At 36.9% G+C, this 21,033-nt stretch carries 18 protein-coding genes and 1 riboswitch; of the genes, 9 read left to right on the forward strand and 9 right to left on the reverse strand.

The features are described from left to right. Nucleotides 1-13 precede the first annotated feature (13 nt). The 3 genes from GTR01_RS04680 to tsaE form a co-directional block, all read right to left on the reverse strand. The gene (locus GTR01_RS04680; protein WP_160136709.1) at nt 14-385 is read right to left on the reverse strand and encodes a hypothetical protein; all 372 of its coding nucleotides are present in this window, start codon (nt 383-385) and stop codon (nt 14-16) included. Further along, nucleotides 386-1,576 carry an alanine dehydrogenase gene (locus GTR01_RS04685; RefSeq protein WP_160136710.1) on the reverse strand — a complete coding sequence of 397 codons (1,191 nt, stop codon included), beginning with the start codon at nt 1,574-1,576 and terminating at the stop codon, nt 386-388. It abuts the gene before it with no gap. Nucleotides 1,577-1,641: 65 nt separating this feature from the next. Further along, nucleotides 1,642-2,049: a tRNA (adenosine(37)-N6)-threonylcarbamoyltransferase complex ATPase subunit type 1 TsaE gene (gene tsaE, locus GTR01_RS04690; RefSeq protein WP_160136711.1), complete on the reverse strand. Its 408-nt coding sequence runs from the start codon at nt 2,047-2,049 to the stop codon at nt 1,642-1,644. A gap of 94 nt (nt 2,050-2,143) precedes the next feature. Here tsaE and dnaG point away from each other — a divergent pair, with 94 nt between their 5' ends. Together dnaG and clpP are read left to right on the forward strand one after the other, a co-directional pair. Continuing rightward, nucleotides 2,144-4,129, forward strand: coding sequence for a DNA primase (gene dnaG, locus GTR01_RS04695; protein WP_160136712.1), 1,986 nt, complete (start codon nt 2,144-2,146; stop codon nt 4,127-4,129). 112 nt (nt 4,130-4,241) lie between these two features. Next, on the forward strand, nt 4,242-4,925 hold the full coding sequence (gene clpP / locus GTR01_RS04700) for an ATP-dependent Clp endopeptidase proteolytic subunit ClpP (RefSeq protein WP_066697282.1): 684 nt from the start codon (nt 4,242-4,244) through the stop codon (nt 4,923-4,925). 179 nt (nt 4,926-5,104) lie between these two features. Here clpP and GTR01_RS04705 read toward each other — a convergent pair whose 3' ends face one another. After that, nucleotides 5,105-6,217: a T9SS type A sorting domain-containing protein gene (locus GTR01_RS04705; RefSeq protein ID WP_160136713.1), complete on the reverse strand. Its 1,113-nt coding sequence runs from the start codon at nt 6,215-6,217 to the stop codon at nt 5,105-5,107. Nucleotides 6,218-6,293: 76 nt separating this feature from the next. Continuing rightward, a riboswitch (cobalamin riboswitch) is annotated at nt 6,294-6,485 on the reverse strand. Nucleotides 6,486-6,737: 252 nt separating this feature from the next. Between GTR01_RS04705 and GTR01_RS04710 the strand changes: the two genes are divergently transcribed. Then, nucleotides 6,738-8,006: an esterase-like activity of phytase family protein gene (locus GTR01_RS04710; protein ID WP_160136714.1), complete on the forward strand. Its 1,269-nt coding sequence runs from the start codon at nt 6,738-6,740 to the stop codon at nt 8,004-8,006. Nucleotides 8,007-8,373: 367 nt separating this feature from the next. On the opposite strand, the gene tpiA is transcribed toward GTR01_RS04710, so the two are convergent. The 5 genes from tpiA to GTR01_RS04735 form a co-directional block, all read right to left on the reverse strand. Continuing rightward, nucleotides 8,374-9,132, reverse strand: a complete 759-nt coding sequence (tpiA, locus tag GTR01_RS04715) for a triose-phosphate isomerase (RefSeq protein ID WP_065393690.1) — start codon at nt 9,130-9,132, stop codon at nt 8,374-8,376. 79 nt (nt 9,133-9,211) lie between these two features. Further along, a complete protein-coding gene (locus GTR01_RS04720) occupies nt 9,212-11,308 on the reverse strand; it encodes a S9 family peptidase (protein WP_160136715.1) in 2,097 nt (698 codons plus the stop codon). Nucleotides 11,309-11,359: 51 nt separating this feature from the next. Then, a complete protein-coding gene (locus GTR01_RS04725; protein WP_160136716.1) occupies nt 11,360-11,710 on the reverse strand; it encodes a TerB family tellurite resistance protein in 351 nt (116 codons plus the stop codon). 111 nt (nt 11,711-11,821) lie between these two features. Continuing rightward, complete coding sequence (locus tag GTR01_RS04730; protein ID WP_160136717.1) at nt 11,822-12,931, reverse strand: BT_3928 family protein; 1,110 nt, start codon at nt 12,929-12,931, stop codon at nt 11,822-11,824. Between the two features lies 1 nt (nt 12,932). Next, nucleotides 12,933-13,499: a DUF1599 domain-containing protein gene (locus GTR01_RS04735; protein ID WP_160136718.1), complete on the reverse strand. Its 567-nt coding sequence runs from the start codon at nt 13,497-13,499 to the stop codon at nt 12,933-12,935. Nucleotides 13,500-13,736: 237 nt separating this feature from the next. Between GTR01_RS04735 and folP the strand changes: the two genes are divergently transcribed. The 6 genes from folP to ilvC all read left to right on the forward strand — a co-directional run bounded on the left by folP (nt 13,737) and on the right by ilvC (nt 21,031). After that, a complete protein-coding gene (folP, locus tag GTR01_RS04740; protein WP_185155092.1) occupies nt 13,737-14,603 on the forward strand; it encodes a dihydropteroate synthase in 867 nt (288 codons plus the stop codon). A gap of 365 nt (nt 14,604-14,968) precedes the next feature. Then, entirely contained in the window at nt 14,969-15,841 is an 873-nt protein-coding gene (ilvE, locus tag GTR01_RS04745) for a branched-chain-amino-acid transaminase (RefSeq protein WP_160136719.1), read from the forward strand. 179 nt (nt 15,842-16,020) lie between these two features. Then, on the forward strand, nt 16,021-17,697 hold the full coding sequence (gene ilvD / locus GTR01_RS04750; protein ID WP_185155093.1) for a dihydroxy-acid dehydratase: 1,677 nt from the start codon (nt 16,021-16,023) through the stop codon (nt 17,695-17,697). An 11-nt stretch (nt 17,698-17,708) separates the two neighbouring features. Further along, on the forward strand, nt 17,709-19,427 hold the full coding sequence (ilvB, locus tag GTR01_RS04755) for a biosynthetic-type acetolactate synthase large subunit (protein WP_160136721.1): 1,719 nt from the start codon (nt 17,709-17,711) through the stop codon (nt 19,425-19,427). Between the two features lie 17 nt (nt 19,428-19,444). Next, nucleotides 19,445-19,726: a hypothetical protein gene (locus GTR01_RS04760; RefSeq protein WP_160136722.1), complete on the forward strand. Its 282-nt coding sequence runs from the start codon at nt 19,445-19,447 to the stop codon at nt 19,724-19,726. A gap of 258 nt (nt 19,727-19,984) precedes the next feature. Continuing rightward, the gene (gene ilvC, locus GTR01_RS04765) at nt 19,985-21,031 is read left to right on the forward strand and encodes a ketol-acid reductoisomerase (protein ID WP_160136723.1); all 1,047 of its coding nucleotides are present in this window, start codon (nt 19,985-19,987) and stop codon (nt 21,029-21,031) included. Nucleotides 21,032-21,033: the final 2 nt, after the last annotated feature.

Here is a 21,033-nt window from a genome sequence, read left to right on the forward strand (position 1 = left end):
TATTTTTTTGAAACTATTTTAGCTTCTTAAGGGTGTTTACCGTTACCGTTTCTTCACACTTATCAAAAGTAATCTCATAAGACGGATTTTTTTCAGGATAAGTGATAAGATAATCGGGGCATGGTTTCTTTTGGGCATGGCTTCTGTCGAAGTCTACCTTTCCGTTGGTAATGATGCTGTCTTTTATAAATTTTTCATCAATCTTATTAGCAGCCATTGCGATTTTAGCCTCTTCAGAATACTTGAATTCTTTAGAAAGAGATTCGGCAATTACACGACTGTTTGGTAAGTAACCACTGCAGCTTGCCCCTTTTTTGTTTAAGATAAAAAATACGATAATGAGCCCCGGAATGAAGCCTATGGCATAAAATTTAAGTTTTTTCATTTAGAAAATTAAAAGATTGATATCGTGGTACGTAAGTCCGAAACGGTCACAGATGATCTTTTTGGTATGTCTTCCTTTGTACATATATAAGCTCTGCTTCATTTCATTTTTGCGGATCAGCATATTTTCAAAGCCGCCCTCTTCGTCATAATTTAAAATATAGGAAAGGAAGAAATTCGAGATAGCCTTGGTGGTGGTTCTCGGCATTCTTGAAGTAAGGTTCGGAAGTCCACAGTGAATCACTCCATGCTTGATGATATAAGGATCTTCCATGGTGGTCAATTCTGAGGTCTCAATTACCTTACCATTGTCTATTGTAATATCGATAATGACACTGCCTTTTTTCATTTTCATGACCATATCTTCAGTCACAATAGGGGTCATATTTAATCTTGGAAGTGCTCCGATCACTACGTCAGCACGTCTTAAACTTTTGCTGAGTTCTTTAGGATCAATAATGGAAGTTGGTACACGGCTGTCTACCATTGTATGAAGTCTTCTTAACTTTGATAATGAGTTGTCGAAGACTTTGACACTTGCTCCCAGACCAATGGCTGCTTTTGTGGCAAATTCACCTACAATTCCTGCACCCAGGATCACTACTTCAGCAGGTCTTACCCCTGTAATTCCTCCTAGCATTAGACCATTAGATAAGGCTAATAATTCTGAAGCATATAAAATAGAAACGGTTCCTGCAATTTCACCGATTAGTCTTACCAATGCCAATTGTTTGTATTCATCCACGATAAATTCAAAGGCAATGGCATTTATTTTTTTCTCTGCAAGTTTAAGAAAATACTCCTTATCTCTAAGGTTGATCTGAAGGGCTGAAACCATATAAGTATTAGGTTTCATATAATCAATTTCATCCAGAGTAGGAGGATTGATTTTCAAAATCAAATCCTGTCCGAATGCTTCTTTAGGATCATTGGTGATTTTTGCTCCAGATTCCGAATACTGTAAATCTGTGAAAAATGAACCCTGTCCGGCTCCTGATTCTATAATAATTTCATGGCCGTGCTCTACCAATACCTGTACGGCGTCCGGAGTAATGCAGGTTCTCCTTTCGTTGAGACAGGTTTCCTTAGGAATTCCAATACTGAATTGTTTTCCCTTCTTAATAACCTCCAATTTTTCCTCTTTCGGCATCAATTCTTCTTCTGTGAAAGGAGTAAAAATGTTTGTACTCATCCTTTAAATTATGTCTTACAGATTGTTATTTTAATACTAAATTAATAAGCAAAGATACATAATATTTACTCGAATGAAACCTCTCTGTTTTCACCCGTGTTCACAATACTCATTGTGTGGTAGTTGAGTCCGTAAAGCTCTTCTTCATACACTTCCGGCCACTCAATAATACACAGAAAAGAATTATCAAGATATTCTTCGATCCCAATATCATATACCTCTTCGATGTTTTTTAAGCGATAAAGATCAAAATGGAATACTTTTCCTTTTGAGGTGTTGTATTCATTTACGATAGAATAAGTAGGGGAGTTTACTTCATCCTCACTTCCCAGATTTTTAAGCAAAAACTGAGTGAATGTGGTTTTTCCGGCACCCAGATTTCCTTTTAGTAAAAGGATATTATGTTTTAATTGAGGAAGAATGCTGTCTACAACTTCCTGCCAGTCTTCGATTGTATGTATAGTGAACTGCATAAGCTAATTTGTTTGCAAAAATAATCATAATACAGTCGATATAGATAACTAGTGATATAATTGTAAGGTTTTTTTTTATGTGTATTTTTGCAATATGATTTCGAAGCAGACAATAGACAAAATTTTCTCAACGATACGTGTAGAAGAGATAGTAGGAGAGTACGTTCAGTTGAAAAGAGCAGGGTCTAATTATAAAGGACTCAGCCCATTTCATGAAGAAAAGTCTCCAAGTTTTGTTGTTTCGCCGAGCAAACAAATCTGGAAAGATTTCTCTACTGGAAAAGGAGGGACTGCCATCTCTTTCCTGATGGAAATTGAGAATTTTACCTATCCGGAAGCTCTTCGTCATGCCGCCAAGAAATATGGAATTGAAATTGAGGAAGATCTGCGTGAAATTTCCGAAGAAGCAAAACATGCCCAAACGGAAAAAGATCTTTTGTATAAAATTCATGAAGTTGCCAATACTTACTTTCAGGAAATCCTTTGGGATGATGAAGAAGGAAGAAGTATAGGACTTGCTTATTTTAAGGAAAGAGAGCTTAAAGATGATATCATTAAGAAATTCCAGCTTGGATATTCTCCCGAAAAGAAGAATGCTTTTACAACGTACGCATTAGAGAAAGGATATACTAAGGAAATACTTGAAAAATCAGGACTTTCTATTTTTCCCGAAAATACTCCGGCAGGAGTCGATAGATTCCGAGAGAGGGTAATTTTCCCTATTCATAGTTTTTCAGGACGAGTGCTAGGTTTTGGAGCCAGAATTCTGAAGAATAATGTAAAAACGGCCAAATATCTCAATTCACCGGAAACGGAGATCTATCATAAATCCAATGTTCTTTATGGATTAAACCAGAGTAAGCAGGCTATTTCCAGAAAGAACGGCTGTCTTTTGGTGGAAGGATATATGGATGTGATTTCCCTTCACATGTCCGGAATCGAAAATGTTGTAGCCAGCTCCGGAACTTCCCTTACTACTGAGCAAATCAAATTGATTAAGAGGCTTACGGAAAACGTAACGATTCTCTTTGATGGTGATAATGCTGGGATTAAAGCCAGTTTCCGTAGTATTGATATGTTGCTTACGGAAGGAATGAACATCCGTGTTTTACTTTTCCCTGATGGTGACGACCCGGATTCCTTTGCCAGAAAACATCCGCAGGAATATGTAGAAAAGTATATTGAGAATGAGGCGATGGATTTCATCGACTTTAAAGCGGAAATTCTGTTGCGTGATGTTGGTAACGATCCTATTAAAAAAGCAGAAGCCATCCGTGACATTGTAAAGTCGGTTTCCTTTGTACAGAATGCACTGAAAAGAGAAGTTTATCTGAAGGAGGTTTCCAATAAATTCGGACTTTCTGAGCAGAGCCTTTTCAATGAGCTGGATGTTCAAAAGCAGATTACCCAGAATCAAACCCATCATGTTCAGCAGCAACAGAAGGAAAAAGCAGCTCCAAAGTTGGAGATTGTTCCTTTGGATCAGGAAAAAGAAGACCCGTTCTTATTTGATGTATTGTTTATGGAGAATAAGTTGGTAGATCATATGTTGATGTTTGGTGATATCGTACTGAAAAGAAGGAATGAGAAGAACGAAGAGTATCAGATTACGGTCATTGAAGAAATTCTTCATCATTTTGAAGAAGAACAATATCTATTTTTAGTCAAAGAAAATGAGATCATTATCAATCAGGTAAGAGAGGGAATTCAGAAAGATGAGTTGAGAAGTGGAAACTTTTTTGTATCTTTTATGGATGAAGAAATTACCACAAAGGTTGTGGATGCACTGATTCCTTTGGATGAACTTGAAAATTGGGCTTCCAGAAATATTTATCCGCCCAATTATGGAGATAAGGTAGCAGATCAGATCCGGGGAGATGTTTTACTGCACAAATACAGATATATTGATTATCTGATTAAGGAAACGGCTAAAGAATTGGATCAGTACAGCAATACGGATGAAGTAAAGTATTATGAGCTGATTAAAAAAATTACTTTACTGAAACAGGCTTCAATCAGACTAAGTAATATCATCGAGTATTCTCCCATCAAGGGAATCTATGTGGATAGAAAAAGATAGTTTAAAGACAAAAAGGACTCGGAATTCTATGACAAAAAGTCCTATAAAATTTTAGGAATAAATATTGTAATTTAAACTTTGAAAATATTTTAAAATAATACATAATATCAATATGGACATTAAAAAAGAATTCAGAGATTTCTCTGTAAAGCATTTAGGAAACAACGGTTTAGTTACCGATCAGTATATGGGAATGTATGGCCCAACGAACCTAACTCCGTACATCATGGAAGAAAGAAGATTAAACGTGGCTCAGATGGACGTTTTCTCTCGTTTGATGATGGACAGAATTATCTTCCTTGGAACAGGAATTGATGACCAGGTGGCGAATATCGTTACAGCTCAGCTTTTATTCTTGGAAAGTGCAGATCCATCTAAAGATATTCAAATCTATATCAACTCTCCTGGTGGTAGTGTATATGCAGGATTAGGTATTTATGACACAATGCAGATCATTAAGCCGGATGTTGCGACAATCTGTACAGGTATGGCTGCTTCAATGGGAGCTGTATTATTGGTGGCAGGAGAAAAAGGAAAACGTTCTGCGCTTAAACACTCAAGAGTAATGATTCACCAGCCTTCGGGAGGTGCTCAGGGAGTAGCTTCCGATATGGAGATCAACTTAAGAGAAATGTTGAAATTAAAGCAGGAACTTTATGACATTATTGCTCACCATTCAGGGCAAACTTACGAGTGGGTAGAGAAATCTTCCGACAGAGATTACTGGATGACTTCTGAAGAAGCTAAGAGCTACGGTATGGTAGATGAGGTTCTTCAAAGAGCAGAGAAAAAATAATTGATTGTATAATCATATCGAAAAACGCATCCCATGGGATGCGTTTTTTGTTTTAGCCACGAATATATATTGAGCAAAATAAATATTAGGAATTGAACCACAATTAAAGACATGATATTGCCCCTCCTCGGGCGGAGTGTCAAATCTTTGATTTGACGTGGTGGTTCAACAATTCCTTTTTACTTCTTCAAAACCTTATGCACCGCAGACCCACTTTTCGTTTTAATCTCAATCCAATAAATTCCGGCGTTTAAAGATTTAACATTAATCTTCCTTGATTGAGAATTCATCACTTTCTGCCCTAAAGAAGAATAGATATTCACTTCTTGAATGCCTTCAGAAGTTTCGATCTGAATAAAATCACTGGTTGGGTTTGGGTAAATGCTGAAGGAAGCTTTTTTATTGACCGAAGCCACGGATAATGTCGCGTTACTTGCTTCAGTAGGAGTGAATGGTCTTCTTTCTCCAAAGCTTAATCCTAACCAGGTGTTGTTGCTTAACTGTATCTGGCTAAGGTTGGTTTTCTTTTGCCAGCTTGAAAGGTCTTCTCCTGTATATAATGTCCAGTTTTCTGTTCCTGAGCTATTTCCAGAGAAGTTATTTAATGATAAGCTTGAAACCTGGTCATTATTGGAGGTAAAATTGAAATAGGAAGTGTTCGACTGGATTAGTTGCAGAGCCTGTTCAGCTGTTATACTGCCATTATATTGAATCCCAAAAACAAAAGAATTGGCATTACCGTTAGAATGATTTGTTCCAAAATCTACAACAACAAGACTTTTATTAGCTCCTGTTCCAATCCAATTGGTAATTTGGGATGAGGTATACCATTCAGAGCTATATGCCGGAACGGGAGTAGAAGGGGAATTGTACATATTGTCCATACCATAAGCAACGCCATACCATTGTCCATCAGTCAGAGTAGTATAACCAACTCCTTGGTTCCATGTCATATTTTCTGCACTCGGCCCTGACCAGCTTATCCAGTAATCATCCATAGTAGACGTGTGATGATTATAGTTGATTACAGATAGAAACCCTGTAGGAATGTCAACTTCCATTTTAGGTTCTGCTGCAACAATCGCATTGATCATATCTTCTACATTCAAAGTATTAGAATCAAATCGATAACCCCAAGCATATGACTTTGGAGTATTGTTGTCATTGAAATCGGCAATGAAATAAGCTTTTTTAGAACCCGTTCCTACCCAAAACTTGATATCATTTTCAGTAAATTGAGCAAAGAAAAACTGCGTAAAAAGCAGTAAGAAAAAAAGATAGATTTTTCTCATAATATAATTAAATTAAAGTTTTATTCCCGAAACTTATTGATAGGAAATGAAGACGTATGATGTCTCCATATCCTAAAACTAAATGTTTGTTTAAGGCAGGTTTCCTGGCTTGCATCCTTATAGCTAACCTTCCCAGGCAAAGCCCAGTGGTATGATGAAACTATAGGTATAAGCAGCTTACAGTTGCGGGTACAGCTCAAGATTTAAATAATATTCTCACTTGATTCCCTATTATGAACAGTGTTCAACCTTAAAGTCCGCAAATATATCACATAAAATTTTGATATCTATTTTGTGAATTATAGATCTGCTTTCCGTTTTTTTGGCAGGTTATTGTGTTTTTTTATAGAACAGATTTGATTGATAATGGATTGGGTTTTGTTGCTTTTTTTTTAAATTAAAATGAAGTTTTTGCTGTTTATATTTGATTCATCTTTAGGTTTTATTGTTAAAATACAATTATTATTATATTCAAGATCAGTTTACAATCAATTTATACTTTCGCGCCATAAAAGTTAATATGAAAAGATTACTATTTTCTGTTTTAATGATGGCTGCATTATGGTCATGTAGCAAAGATGATGACAACAATGTAAATAACCAGGATATTAATTATTCTAAGCTTCCAGAGGAGTTTCCTTTTTCAAAAATGGCAACAATAAATGGAGTGGATGTCATTAACGGCGGATTCGGTTCCGGGGCAGCCGCTCATCCTACAAGAAAAGGAGAGTTTTATGTTATTACAGACCGTGGTCCAAATACCGATTATCTGAAAGGGAAAAAGTTTTTAACCCCTGATTTTACGCCTACCATTATGCATTTTAAAATTAATGCAGAAGGAAAAGTAGAGGTAATCAAATATATTAAGCTAAAAAATCCATCAGGAAAACCGATTACAGGACTTCCAAATCCTGTGGGAATGGGCAGTACAGGTGAAGTGGCATATGATGCAGCTGGAAATGTCTTGGGCACGGATAATTATGGTTTAGACAGTGAAAGTATTGTTGCGGCAGCAGACGGTACATTCTGGGTATCCGATGAATACGGCCCGCATATTGTTCATTACAGTGCCGATGGAGTAGAGATGGAGAGAATAAGCCCGATTGGTGTAAACACTGGAAATAGAAAATTACCTGCTGTTTTGGCGAAAAGAAGAGCCAACAGAGGGATGGAAGGTCTTTGTATTACTCCGGATGGAAAAACACTAGTAGGAACCATACAATCTATGATGTTTGTTCCTTCAAAAGCTTTGGCAACAAATACAACCTTAACGAGGATCGTTACTTTTGATATCACCACTGGTAAAACAAAGCAATATCTTTATAAACAGGATGGCGGAGCTTCCGATTCGGTTTGTGATATTACAGCATTGGGGAATAATGAATTTCTTGTCATTGAAAGAGACGGTAATTTTGGAACACAAGGCGGAATTAAAAAAGTGTACCGAATTAATCTAGCTGAAGCTACAGATGTAAACGGAACTGATCTTGCAGCTGCAGACGGAATGCTGGTCAATGGAAAAGCTCTGGAACAGTGTACATGGGATGAACTTACCAAAGCAGGAATTAAATCTGTTTCTAAAAAATTAGCAGTAGACCTGGTAGCAAAACTAGGATATGAACATGATAAATTTGAGGGAATTGTTTATTTAGGAAATAATAAACTGGCTGTTTTCAATGATGATGACTTTGGAGTAGTGGATGACGGAAACGGAAACCCTAAAGCAAAAATACTTCCTAAAACTGGGAAGGTAGATAAAGGAACTATGTACGTAGTCGATATTCAATAATTAGATTTTTTTTAACAGAAAGCGGCGGGATTTATCCCGCCGTTTTTTATGGTATGTGATTGAAATTTCAATAGAAACGGGCTTTAATCTGTTTAAATGACAAAAATTTTTGAAAAAAAATTTGTCATTCCATAGGAATCTAAACTATGATATTAAAAAGAACGATGTAGAGATTTTTCCTTCATCAGAATAACAAAGTATATGTTTTTTGTTTTAAAGTGAATGCTTGAAAAACCTATTCAATAGAAACGGGCTTTAGCCCGTTTAAAAAAGTAAAAATTTTTCCATTGGCTTTAGCCAAAACCTATAATAAAATCCCCTGAAAATAACTTTCAGGGGATCTGTATGTTTATTGTTCTTCTCAATATTAGTTGAAAGCCTCAATAATCTTAGAGAAATCCTCTAATTTTAAAGCAGCACCTCCAATCAGACCACCATCAATATCCGGTTGAGAGAAGATTTCCTTAGCATTATCCGGTTTCACAGAACCTCCGTAAAGGATAGAAACCTCATCAGCAACCTCTTGTCCGTATTTAGCAGCGATAATATTTCTGATATGGGCATGAATTTCCTGAGCTTGCTCCGGACTGGCAGTTTCTCCTGTTCCGATTGCCCAAACCGGTTCGTAAGCGATTACGACCTTTTTGATTTCTTCCGCAGAAAGAGTGAAAAGCGCTACTTCAGTTTGGTTTTTCACCACTTCAAGGTGTTGGCCTGCTTTTCTTTGCTCAAGAGTTTCTCCGTTACAATAGATTGGAGTAAGACCTTTATCTAAAGCTAATTTAACTTTTCTGTTGCAGTGAGAATCGGTTTCACCGTGGTATTGTCTTCTTTCAGAGTGTCCGATTAAAGAACCTGTAGCATCGATAGATTCCAGCATATCAGCAGAAATTTCTCCTGTGTAGGCTCCGCTTTCGTGCTCACTCATGTCCTGAGAAAATACACCGATCTCATCCTTTTCAAAGATGTCTTTAGCCATCATTAGGTACAAAGATGGTGGAGCGATCCAAACCTCACAGTTGGTAGCATTATTGTTTTTATAGCTTAGTAATTGAATCATTAATTGTTGTGCATCAATTACATTTTTGTTCATTTTCCAGTTGCCTGCAACTATTTTTCTTCTCATAAGATTTATATATTGATTTATTTTACTTTTTATTAAGCTCGCCTGTTGAATCTGCGTTATCTGCAAATCTGCGAGAGTCTTATTTATTAATTCCTTCCAATTTAAACATGAAAGCATACACCAAAGCAAGATCCTTCAGATAATCAAATCTTCCGGAAGCTCCACCATGACCATATTCCATATCTGTTTTTAGTAGTAAAACGTTTTTATCCGTTTTCATCTCTCTCAGTTTGGCTACCCATTTAGCAGGTTCAAAATACTGTACCTGAGAATCATGAAGACCCGTTGTTACTAGTAGATTAGGGTAATTTTTCTTTTCTATATTTTCATACGGTGAGTACGATTTCATATAGAAATAAGCCTCTTTATTGTTAGGATTACCCCATTCGTCATATTCGTTGGTTGTTAAAGGAATACTGGTATCTAGCATCGTGTTAACAACATCTACAAAAGGAACCTGTGAAATTACTCCATTCCAAAGATTAGGGCTCATGTTTGCAATAGCTCCCATTAACAATCCTCCGGCACTTCCTCCCTGAGCATATAAATGTTTAGGAGAGGTATATTTTTCTTTCACAAGATATTCTCCGGAATCGATGAAATCGGTAAACGTGTTTTTCTTTTTCATCATTTTCCCGTCTTCATACCACTGTCTTCCCATTTCCTGACCTCCACGGATGTGAGCAATAGCATAAGCAAAACCTCTGTCTAAAAGACTAAGTCTGTTGCTGCCAAAGGTAGCATCCATAGAACTCCCGTAAGAACCATAAGCATACAGTAATAACGGACTGTTTCCATCTTTTTTGAATCCTTTTTTGTATACAATGGAGATGGGAATCTTAGTTCCGTCTTTTGCCGTAGCGAAAAGTCTTTCCGTAGTATAGTTTTCTTTATTATAACCTCCTAAAACTTCCTGTTGTTTCAGAAGTATTCTTTTTCCAGTTTTTAAGTCCTGTTCGTATTGAGAACTCGGAGTAATCATAGACGTATATCCAAAACGGAAATTATCTGTATTATACTCAGGATTTCCTAATGAAAAAACGGTGTAGGCAGGTTCATCAAATTTTAAAAACTCCTGTTTACCAGTTTTTCGGTCATAGATTACCAATTGGGTAAGACCATTTTGTCTTTCACTGAAAATCAGATAGTTTTTGAAGACTGTTATACTTTCCAATAGTACCTCTTTTCTGTGCGGAACAAAATCTTTCCAATTCTCAACGCCTGTTTTGTCTAAAGGAGTTTCTACGACTTTAAAATTAAGAGCGTCTTTATTGGTTTTGATCAGAAATTTATCTTCTAGAGGGGTCACAGTATACAGAATGTTCTTCATTCTCGGCTGGAAAACCTTGAAATCTTCGTCTGGGTGGTCTGCATCCAGATGCCTTGTTTCAGAAGAAGTGGTGGCACCTGAATAAATCAGGATAAATTTCTCATTCTTAGATTTGTATACAGAAATGTAATTGGTTTTGTCTTTTTCTTCATACACAGCGATGTCTTTAGAAGCATCGGTACCCAGAATATGTTTTTTTATCTTTTCGGATAAAAGAGTTTCCGGGTTATTTTCTGTGTAAAAAATTGTTTTATTGTCGTTAGCCCACTCTGATGATCCGCTTGTATTTTTTATCCCCAGATCAGTAATCTTTCCTGTAGTAAGATCCTTTAAAAATAAAGAATATTGTCTTCTGGAAACATTGTCTATCCCGAAAATCATCTTTGTGTTGTCTGGGCTGATACTGAATCCGGAAGCAGAATAATACGAATGACCTTCAGCCTGTTTATCTACATCCAGAAGAATTTCTTCAGGAGCGGCAAGGTTATCTTTCTTTCTGCAATATTTAAAATATTGTTTCCCCGCTTCTGTACGGGTGTAATAATAATATCCGTTTTTGAAAACCGGTACAGACTCATCTTTCTCCTTGATTCTGGCTTTCATTTCCTGAAAAAGCTTTTCTCTGAAAGGTTCTGTATCTTTCATCATGCCTTCCCAATAAGTATTTTCGGCCTTTAAATAATCAACAACTTTGGTAGAATCTTTACCTTTTTTAAAATAGTCGATCATCCAGTAATAAGGGTCGTTTACCTTATCATCATGGATTTCTCTGATGTGTTCCTGCTTTTCCGCAACAGGCGCTTTAAGATCCGGAAATTTTTGCGATTGAAATGTAGATGCACTCATTACTAATAATCCTAGATAAATTTTTTCCTGGTTTCTATTTTGGATTAAGGCTTATGCCAATCCCCATAGATTTTTCAGAAGAATATAGAAAGTATGTTCTTCCTCAGTTACCTTATGATCTGCTTTGATCAGAGATTTAGCAAATTGAGCAAATTTTACGCGCTCATCTTCTGTAGAATCATCATGAAAGCATCTTGCATGAAATTCAAAATGGTCTTTCCATTCTTCAGGTTGTAAAAGAGCAAGGGTTTCCAGCTCATTATCAAGATTCATTCTGAAGGGGAATTCGTCTGCCAGGTATTGTTGTACCAGCATCCCTTCTTCTGGAGCAAATTCTCCGTCTACGGAAGAAAGGATCATTAATAGGTGATATCCGGCGATTGATTTATTTGATTTTTGCATACGTTTTAAAATTAAGTTTAGTGTTTAAAGTTAGTGTTTCCAGATTTGGAGTTCTAGTCTTTATTTTTGCGATTCACGATTCACTTGCGAAGCAAAATTGACTATTCACATTTATTTTACATAATCCTTTGCAGGCTGTTTGTCAATTATTTTTCCATTTTGAAGAATCAATACAAATGGGTTGCTTCTGGCAATGGTCTTGATGGCAGTTCCGTCCATCATTGCATTTTTGATCGTTTTAAAAGTATTCTGATCTGTTGAAACCCCATAGATAAGTGTTCCTTTCTGTGCGTTTACTTTAGCTTCTACCTTTTGAAGAAGTTCTGCCGAAACCTCTTTCGGATGGTAAGAAAATACAAGAATTGCTTTTGGAGCTTTGATGATTTCATCAGTAAGTTCCATTCCTGAAGGATCTTCAATCTTGAATTTTACGATCTCAGATTTATAACCTTCTTTAACCAGTACAGATTCATTTTTCCCTTCTTCAATTTTCCATGGTGAGCCTTCTGCCCAGTATTTTGTTTCTTTAATGTAATCATCCTGATTCACCTTTACAACTTCACCTGTTTTCTGATTTTTCAGGGAGTAGAAAGTCTTATATTCAGAAGGATTTTTATTGATTTTTTCTTTCTCTCCTTTGATGTCTGTTCCAATTTTATAATCACGGAAATCGATGATCGGTTCATGCATAATTCCTTGAACCATAATATAAATCATTCCCAAAGAAAATACAGCGAAAAGAATATATTTGAACTTGCCTGTAGATTCTTTTTTGTTACTGCCATATTCATCCGTTTTACGGAAGTCTTTTTTATACAGTACAAACAGAATAATAAGTCCTACCAGAAGTGCTACATCTTTAAAGAAACTTTGCCAAGGCGTAAATTTGATTGCATCTCCAAAACATCCACAATCTGTCACCACATTGAAATAGGCAGAATAGAAGGTAAGGAAACCAAAGAAAACACAAAGGGCTATTAAAGCTGATAAGGTAAATTTAAGCTTCATTTTCAGCAGCAGCATAAACCCAAGGAAAAGCTCCAGTACAACCACAATAATTGAAAACAGCAGGGCAAATTTTTCAAAAAATGGCATATTGAAAACTGCAGGTGAGAAATATTCCTCCATTTTGAAGGAGAATCCTACCAGATCCACAGCTTTTACAAAGCCGGAAAGGATAAAAATGACAGCGATAATAAAGCGTAATAAACCTTTGATCATGTTAAATAGTTTTGGGTTCGAATTGGTTTTTTTGTTCAGAGAATTTAATCAGGCAGAAAACAGCATAATTCAGCATATCGAAATAGTTGGCATCAAGACCTTCTGATACGATGGTTTTCCCCTGATTGTCTTCAATCTGTTTGGTTCTTAATACTTTTTGATAAATAAGATCTGTAATAGAAGAGATTCTCATATCTCTCCATGCTTCACCATAATCATGGTTTTTTCTTTCCATTAAAGCTTGTGCTTCCTGGGAATATTTATCATATAGATTTAAAATTTCTTCCTTATTTTCATTAAAATCATTGGAAAATCCCTTTTCAAGCTGAATAAGTCCAATGATAGAGTAGTTTACAATTGCGATAAACTCATCTTCCTCACTTTCATCCACCATTTTTACATCAGTCATTTGCAGCGTACGGATTCTGTTCACTTTGATATAAATCTGATCTGTAATGGAGCTAGGTCTTAAAACCCTCCATGCTGGCCCGTAGTCTTGTAATTTTTTACTGAAAAGATCACGACACTGACTGATAACTTTCTCGAACTGTACTGATGTTTTTGACATAAAATTTCTTAATCTTCCAAATATACGAATTCGGTTTTGTTTATGAAACGAGTCTGAGGGGAATCATGTTTGAGAGTTGTAGGGCAGGAGTGTATGAGAATATGAGAGCATCGAGTAGAAATAAGCAATTAAGGAGATTTAATTTCTGGGCATTAGCTTCCCATTCCAAGTGCAAATCACTAATTTTGCAGGAGATAAAATCATTGATCAATTATCATTCATCATTTATAAACTCCTATGCTTTCAAACTCTCAAGCTCTCGAACCCTCAAACTCTCAAGCCCATTCTATCAACTGTAATGGCCGACTGGTACAACTGGATACTCCAAAGATTATGGGAATCCTGAACCTTACTCCCGATTCGTTCTCAGATGGCGGAAAATTCAATGATGTGAAACTGGCTTTAGAGCATACCGAGAAGTTGCTGAAAGAGGGAGCAGAAATTATTGATATTGGGCCACAATCTACACGCCCCAATGCAGAATTTTTGAGCAGTGCTGAGGAAATTATGAGGCTGGGGAACAGCATTTCTCTGATTAAAAAAGAGTTTCCTGAAGTACTGATTTCTCTGGATACATTCTACGCTGAAACAGTAAGATTCGGATTCAATGAAGGGATAGACATCATTAATGATATTTCAGGAGGCCAATATGATGAAAAAATGTTTGATACAGCAGCAGAAACTGGACTTCCGTACATTTTGATGCATATCAATCCATCGTATGAAACCATGCACGATAAAATTAAATTTGAAGATATAACATTGGAAGTAAACCGATATTTTTCTGAAAAGGCTAATCAGTTGTTGCAAAAAGGAATTAAAGATATCATTTTAGATCCTGGTTTTGGATTTGGAAAAACGGTAGAAGATCAGATGAAAATGATCAATGAGGTTGAATATCTTGGATTTGGAAAATTTCCTTTACTGATCGGTATTTCCAGGAAGTCTTTTATCTATAAACCGTTGGGGAAATCACCTCTGGATATCAATGAGGAAACACAAAAATTACACATGAAAGTTTTGGAACAAGGTGCTAAGATTTTAAGAGTTCACGATGTGGCTGAAGCAAAGAAAACCGTCAATCAATTTTTACGAAAAAAATAAAAAGTGTTAAAAAAACTTGTGAGTATTTAAAAAGTTTATACATTTGCAACATGAATTTTACGAATCAGAAAAATATTATTGTCATTTCTATTGCAGCTGTTGTCATTTACAACAGTCAGGAAACGGCATTTTAAAATAGATTTTAATTTAAATTATATACAAGCCGTTTCATTTTGAAGCGGCTTTTTTTTGTTTTTAATTTTTAAAGTACAAGTATGTATTCATTATTCGCAGTAATTATTATCGTCATTATTATTCCCTTATGTGTGTGAGACGGAAGATGTATGACTGTACATATATTGAGCCCTCTCACACTGTGAGAGGGCTTTTTTTATTCCCATTTGTTAAATTTTAACTCCTATAACATGTATTACAACGACGACACGATCATCTATTTTAATGGAAATTTTATGAAGGCCAAAGAAGCCGGAACCAATCTTTACGGGCAATCGCTTCACTATGGATATTCAGTTTTTGAAGGTATCAAATCTTACAGTACTGCCCATGGAACCAGAATCTTTAAAGCGAAAGAACATTATGAAAGATTACAAAGATCCGCAGAACTGATGCATATCCCTTTCGATTATTCGGCAGATCAGCTTACAGCGCTTACTTACGAACTTTTGGAACTTAACGGCTTTACTGATGCGTATATCAGACCTCTGGTAACCTGCTCACCCAATATGTCGCTTTCAAAAGGTAAAGAATCTTACCTGTCTTTACTCGCCTGGGAATGGAGTAATGGGTATCTGGCAGATAAAATGAAGATCATGACTTCGGAATTTCAGCGTCCTAATCCTAAAGCTTTTAAGGTCGAAGCAAAAGTAGGCGGGCATTATGTGAACTCTATTTTAGCTTGTCAGGATGCAAAAGACAAAGGGTATGATGAAGCTTTGGTATTGGATGAGAACGGATATGTGGCAGAAAGTTCAGGCGCTAATGTTTTTTACGAAAAAGACGGAACATTATTTACTCCTGCAAAAGGAAGCATTCTTCCTGGTATCACAAGGCAGACGGTTTTTGAAATATGTAATGAACTGAATATTCCTGTGAAAGAAACCCTTTTTAAACCAGAAGAAATGAGAGGGGCAGATGCCGGATTTTTCTGTGGTACAGCAGCTGAAATTGTAGCCTTGGATTCTTTGGATGATGTTCCTTTCAGAAAACAATGGGAAAATACAGCAAGTGAAAAGGTACAACAGGCTTATTTGAAATTGGTGAGAGTTTTGTCATTGTAAATTGTAGATAATTATTTATCTGATAATCAGTAATTTAAAAATGAGTTCCAAATGATTGAATATTGTAATTTTCTGAAAAGTTGAAAATTAAAAAATATTACAAGCTGTAGTTTTGGATCAAAATTAAGTAAAAAAATAGTCATCTAAGAAGACTGGAAGAACAGTAAATGCGGGATAATATGTTAAATAAATATTCAAAAACATTCACACAGAACAGCGAACAGCCAGCGGCAAAAGCAATGCTATACGGGATTGGTTTTACAGAAGAGGATATGCATAAAGCACAAATCGGGATTGCAAGTATGGGATATGATGGAAATACCTGTAACATGCACCTGAATGATTTGGCCAGAGTCGTCAAAAAAGGGACATGGGATCATGGATTAGCAGGATTGATCTTTAACACAATTGGGGTAAGCGATGGGATGAGTAACGGAACAGATGGAATGCGTTATTCACTGGTCAGCCGGGATGTAATTGCAGACAGTATCGAAGCTATTTGTGGAGCACAGTACTACGATGGGCTTATTGCTCTACCGGGATGTGATAAAAATATGCCGGGAACCATTATCGCAATGGGAAGATTGAATAGACCTTCACTGATGGTATATGGAGGAACGATTGCCCCAGGATGCTACAAAGGAGAAACCTTGAATATCGTCTCAGCTTTTGAAGCGTTGGGAAAGAAAATAGCAGGTGAGATCTCAGAGGAAGATTTTGATGGTGTAGTTAAAAATTCCTGTCCTGGAGCTGGTGCATGTGGTGGAATGTATACCGCAAATACAATGGCTTCTGCAATAGAAGCTCTAGGGATGAGTCTTCCTTACTCATCATCCAATCCGGCTCTAAGTAAAGAAAAACAAAATGAATGTCTGGAAGCGGGGCAATACCTTAAAATCCTTCTGGAAAAAGATATCAAACCTTCAGATATCATGACAAGACACGCTTTTGAAAATGCACTCCGCCTTATTGTAGTGTTAGGAGGAAGTACCAATGCAGTTCTTCATTTCATCGCAATGGCCAAAAGTGTAGGGGTGCCTCTTACTCAGGATGATTTTCAAAAAATGAGTGATTGCACACCTATGCTTGCAGATCTTAAACCAAGCGGTAAATATCTGATGCAGGATTTACACGAGCATGGCGGAATACCTGCTGTTATGAAATATCTGCTGGAAGAAGGTTTACTGCATGGAGATTGCCTGACGGTTACCGGAAAAACATTAGCTGAAAACTTAGAAGATGTTCCGACGCTGGATTTTAATACCCAGAAAATTATAAGACCTCTATCAAATCCTATAAAACCGACCGGCCACTTGAGAATCCTGTATGGAAACCTTGCAGAAAAAGGAAGTGTTGCTAAAATAACAGGTAAAGAAGGAGAAAGGTTTGTAGGAAAAGCCCGTGTATTTGATGGTGAGAAGAACCTCATCAAAGGAATTGAAGACGGAACTGTACAGCATGGGGACGTGATTGTAATTCGTAATGAAGGCCCAAAAGGAGCTCCTGGAATGCCGGAAATGCTGAAACCTACCAGCGCTTTAATAGGAGCAGGACTGGGAAGCAGTGTTGCTTTGATTACTGATGGAAGATTCAGTGGCGGAACTCATGGTTTTGTAGTGGGACATATCACTCCTGAAGCTCATGAAGGCGGTTTGATCGCTTTTGTAGAAAATGATGACCTTATTGAAATAGATGCGGTAAATAACACCATCCAGCTTAAAGTTTCAGAGGAAGAAATCAAAAAAAGAAAGGAAGGTTGGCAGAAACCTGCCCTAAAAGTTAAGAAAGGATTGCTTTATAAATATGCGTTAACGGTGTCATCGGCTGCTGAAGGCTGTGTAACGGATGAAATTTAAAATCAAACATCATGAAGAATTTAAATCTTTCAACAGAAAAAGAACTTAGCGGAAGCCGGATTATCCTTGAGGCATTTCTTCAGGAGGGTGTGAAAACGGTTTTCGGGTATCCAGGAGGTGCTATTATTCCTATTTATGATGCACTTTATGACTATAAAGAACAGCTGGAACATATTCTTGTTCGCCACGAGCAGGCCGCTGTACATGCAGCACAAGGATTAGCAAGAGTATCCGGGGAAGTAGGTGTAGTGATGGCAACCAGTGGCCCCGGAGCCACCAATCTTGTAACAGGACTGGCAGATGCGTTGTTGGATAATACTCCAATTGTATGCATCACGGGGCAGGTATTTGAACACCTTTTGGGAACAGATGCCTTTCAGGAAATCGATGTGATGAATATTACCAGTCCGGTTACCAAGTGGAATTATCAGGTGACAGATGCCAATGAGCTTCCTGAAGTCTTAGCTAAAGCCTTTTATATTGCCAGATCGGGACGACCGGGGCCTGTACTTATAGATATTACAAAAAATGCACAACTACAAAAAGTATCCTATAAAGGATATGTATCCTGTCAGTCTCTGAGAAGCTATAAACCTGATCCAGCTCCCTCTTTGGAGGCTATTGAGAAAGCTGCAGAATTCATTAATAATGCAGAACGTCCCTTCATTATTGCAGGACAGGGAATTATGCTGGGGAAAGCAGAGACAGAATTTATAGAGTTTGCAGAAAAGTCAGGAATTCCGGTAGCATGGACTGCTCTTGGAATGGGAGCACTTCCTACAGATCATCCACAAGCAGTAGGAATGGTAGGAATGCACGGAAACTATGGCCCTAATATTCTTACCAACCAATGTGATACTTTGATTGCCGTAGGAATGCGCTTTGATGATCGTGTGACCGGAAGGCTGGATCAATATGCTAAACAGGCCAAGATCATTCATCTGGATATTGATAAAGCAGAAATCAATAAAAATGTAAAAGTGGATGCTCCGGTTCTGGGAAATTGCAAAGAGACCTTACCACTTCTTACCAAACAGATTAAAAATAGAGAATACCCGGAATGGCATCAAAAATTCAAAAATTGTCTGGAGACGGAAAGTATTAATCTGATTAACGATGAGTTATATCCGAATGAAGGAGAAATCACTATGGGAGAAGTGATCAGGCATCTTAATGAAACAACGAAGGGAAAAGCGGTTATTGTAACAGATGTGGGACAACATCAGATGATAACCTGCCGATATTCAAAATTTAAACATCCTCGAACTAATATTACCAGTGGTGGATTGGGAACCATGGGATTTTGTCTTCCTGCAGCAATAGGAGCTGCTTATGGAGAAACAGGATTTCCAGTTATAGCAGTGATGGGAGACGGAGGGGCGCAAATGAATATTCAGGAGTTAGGTACCATCATGCAATATCATCCTGAAGTTAAAATTTTAATTCTGAACAATAGCTATCTGGGAATGGTAAGACAGTGGCAGGAATTGTTTCATGAGGAGCGTTATTCTTCTGTAGATATTCAGAGTCCGGAATTTGTACAGGTGGCAAAAGGATATCATATTCCTGGAAGAAAAATAACCCAAAGACAAGATCTCAAAGAGGCTATTGATGAAATGCTTGCTCATCAAGGGGCATTTTTACTGGAAGTGATGACCGGGAAAAAACATAACGTATTTCCAATGATTCCACAGGGAAAAAGTGTTTCAGAGATCGTATTGAACCAATAATAAATAAATATAAAAATATGAAAAAAGAACATAAAGAATATACGATAACAGCCTATACAGAGGATTGTTTAGGATTGATCAGCAGGATCAATGCTATTTTCTCGAGAAGAAGGATTTCTATGGTAAACTTTAATATGGGGCCTGCTGAGATGGAGAACATCAGAAAGTTTGTGATCACTATTAGGGAAACGGAAGAATCTGTTCAGAAGATTACCAGACAAATGGAAAAACAAGTGGATATACTGGAAGTTCATTATCATAAAAATCCATATTTCACAGCAATAGAATATGCTAGTTGAATATAACCATACAATAAGTTATATGAAACCCTGAAAATAACACTTAAGATATTTTTAAGTGACAGGTCTGATGTATATCAGGTACACTAAAGTTCTTTGAAAATCTTTGATTTTCATCTTATGTGAACTTTTTATTGGCATTATTTGAACTTACTAAAGTGAGCTTAAATGTTGCTGTAAAATCTTTTTTGATTTCAGTATAAAAGAGATCAGTTTTTATTAATCAATATTATAAATAACAAAATTAAATTACAGAAAATGGCAAAATTAAATTTCGGAGGAGTAGAGGAAAACGTAGTAACAAGAGAAGAGTTTCCATTACAAAAAGCACAGGAAGTATTAAAGGATGAAGTAGTAGCTGTCATTGGCTATGGAGTACAAGGGCCTGGGCAAGCACTCAATCAGAAAGACAACGGAATTAATGTAATTGTAGGGCAGAGAAAGAATTCTAAATCTTGGGATAAGGCAGTTGCTGACGGATTTGTACCTGGAGAAACCTTATTTGAAATAGAAGAAGCCTTAGAAAAAGGATCAATTATATGCTACCTTTTGAGTGATGCCGCACAAATTGAATATTGGCCGAAGGTAAAACAACATCTTACTCCGGGGAAGGCATTGTATTTTTCTCATGGATTCGGAATTACCTTTAATGAGCGTACAGGAATCGTTCCTCCGGCAGATGTAGATGTATTTTTGGTAGCTCCGAAAGGATCAGGAACTTCATTGAGAAGAATGTTCCTTCAGGATAGAGGATTAAATAGCAGTTTTGCTGTTTATCAGGATGCAACAGGAAAAGCAAGAGATAGAGTAGCTGCTCTTGGTATTGCGATAGGAAGCGGATATTTATTCGAAACAGACTTTAAAAAAGAAGTATACAGTGACCTTGCAGGGGAAAGAGGAACATTAATGGGTGCTGTACAAGGAATATTTGCTGCACAATACGATGTATTAAGGAAAAATGGACACAGTCCTTCTGAAGCATTTAATGAAACTGTAGAAGAACTTACCCAATCATTAATGCCATTGGTTGCAGAAAACGGAATGGATTGGATGTATGCTAATTGTAGTACTACGGCTCAAAGAGGTGCTCTGGATTGGTGGAAACGTTTTAGAGATGCAACTTCTCCTTTATTTGAGGAATTATATGATAATGTTGCAGCAGGAAATGAGGCGCAAAGATCTATTGACAGCAACAGCAAGCCTGATTACAGAGAAAAATTGGAAGTAGAGTTAACAGAGTTAAGAGAAAGCGAAATGTGGCAAGCAGGAAAAACTGTACGCAGCCTGAGACCTGAGAATAATTAATA

It is taken from the genome of Chryseobacterium sp. c4a (assembly GCF_009900745.1).
GTDB lineage: Bacteria > Bacteroidota > Bacteroidia > Flavobacteriales > Weeksellaceae > Chryseobacterium.

Bases quoted from the DNA above. Each gene is read 5' to 3' on its own strand.
- GTR01_RS04680 (WP_160136709.1), bottom strand. From the start codon at position 385: ATGAAAAAACTTAAATTTTATGCCATAGGCTTCATTCCGGGGCTCATT.
- GTR01_RS04685 (WP_160136710.1), bottom strand. From the start codon at position 1,576: ATGAGTACAAACATTTTTACTCCTTTCACAGAAGAAGAATTGATGCCG.
- tsaE (WP_160136711.1), bottom strand. From the start codon at position 2,049: ATGCAGTTCACTATACATACAATCGAAGACTGGCAGGAAGTTGTAGAC.
- dnaG (WP_160136712.1), top strand. From the start codon at position 2,144: ATGATTTCGAAGCAGACAATAGACAAAATTTTCTCAACGATACGTGTA.
- clpP (WP_066697282.1), top strand. From the start codon at position 4,242: ATGGACATTAAAAAAGAATTCAGAGATTTCTCTGTAAAGCATTTAGGA.
- GTR01_RS04705 (WP_160136713.1), bottom strand. From the start codon at position 6,217: ATGAGAAAAATCTATCTTTTTTTCTTACTGCTTTTTACGCAGTTTTTC.
- GTR01_RS04710 (WP_160136714.1), top strand. From the start codon at position 6,738: ATGAAAAGATTACTATTTTCTGTTTTAATGATGGCTGCATTATGGTCA.
- tpiA (WP_065393690.1), bottom strand. From the start codon at position 9,132: ATGAGAAGAAAAATAGTTGCAGGCAACTGGAAAATGAACAAAAATGTA.
- GTR01_RS04720 (WP_160136715.1), bottom strand. From the start codon at position 11,308: ATGAGTGCATCTACATTTCAATCGCAAAAATTTCCGGATCTTAAAGCG.
- GTR01_RS04725 (WP_160136716.1), bottom strand. From the start codon at position 11,710: ATGCAAAAATCAAATAAATCAATCGCCGGATATCACCTATTAATGATC.
- GTR01_RS04730 (WP_160136717.1), bottom strand. From the start codon at position 12,931: ATGATCAAAGGTTTATTACGCTTTATTATCGCTGTCATTTTTATCCTT.
- GTR01_RS04735 (WP_160136718.1), bottom strand. From the start codon at position 13,499: ATGTCAAAAACATCAGTACAGTTCGAGAAAGTTATCAGTCAGTGTCGT.
- folP (WP_185155092.1), top strand. From the start codon at position 13,737: ATGCTTTCAAACTCTCAAGCTCTCGAACCCTCAAACTCTCAAGCCCAT.
- ilvE (WP_160136719.1), top strand. From the start codon at position 14,969: ATGTATTACAACGACGACACGATCATCTATTTTAATGGAAATTTTATG.
- ilvD (WP_185155093.1), top strand. From the start codon at position 16,021: ATGTTAAATAAATATTCAAAAACATTCACACAGAACAGCGAACAGCCA.
- ilvB (WP_160136721.1), top strand. From the start codon at position 17,709: ATGAAGAATTTAAATCTTTCAACAGAAAAAGAACTTAGCGGAAGCCGG.
- GTR01_RS04760 (WP_160136722.1), top strand. From the start codon at position 19,445: ATGAAAAAAGAACATAAAGAATATACGATAACAGCCTATACAGAGGAT.
- ilvC (WP_160136723.1), top strand. From the start codon at position 19,985: ATGGCAAAATTAAATTTCGGAGGAGTAGAGGAAAACGTAGTAACAAGA.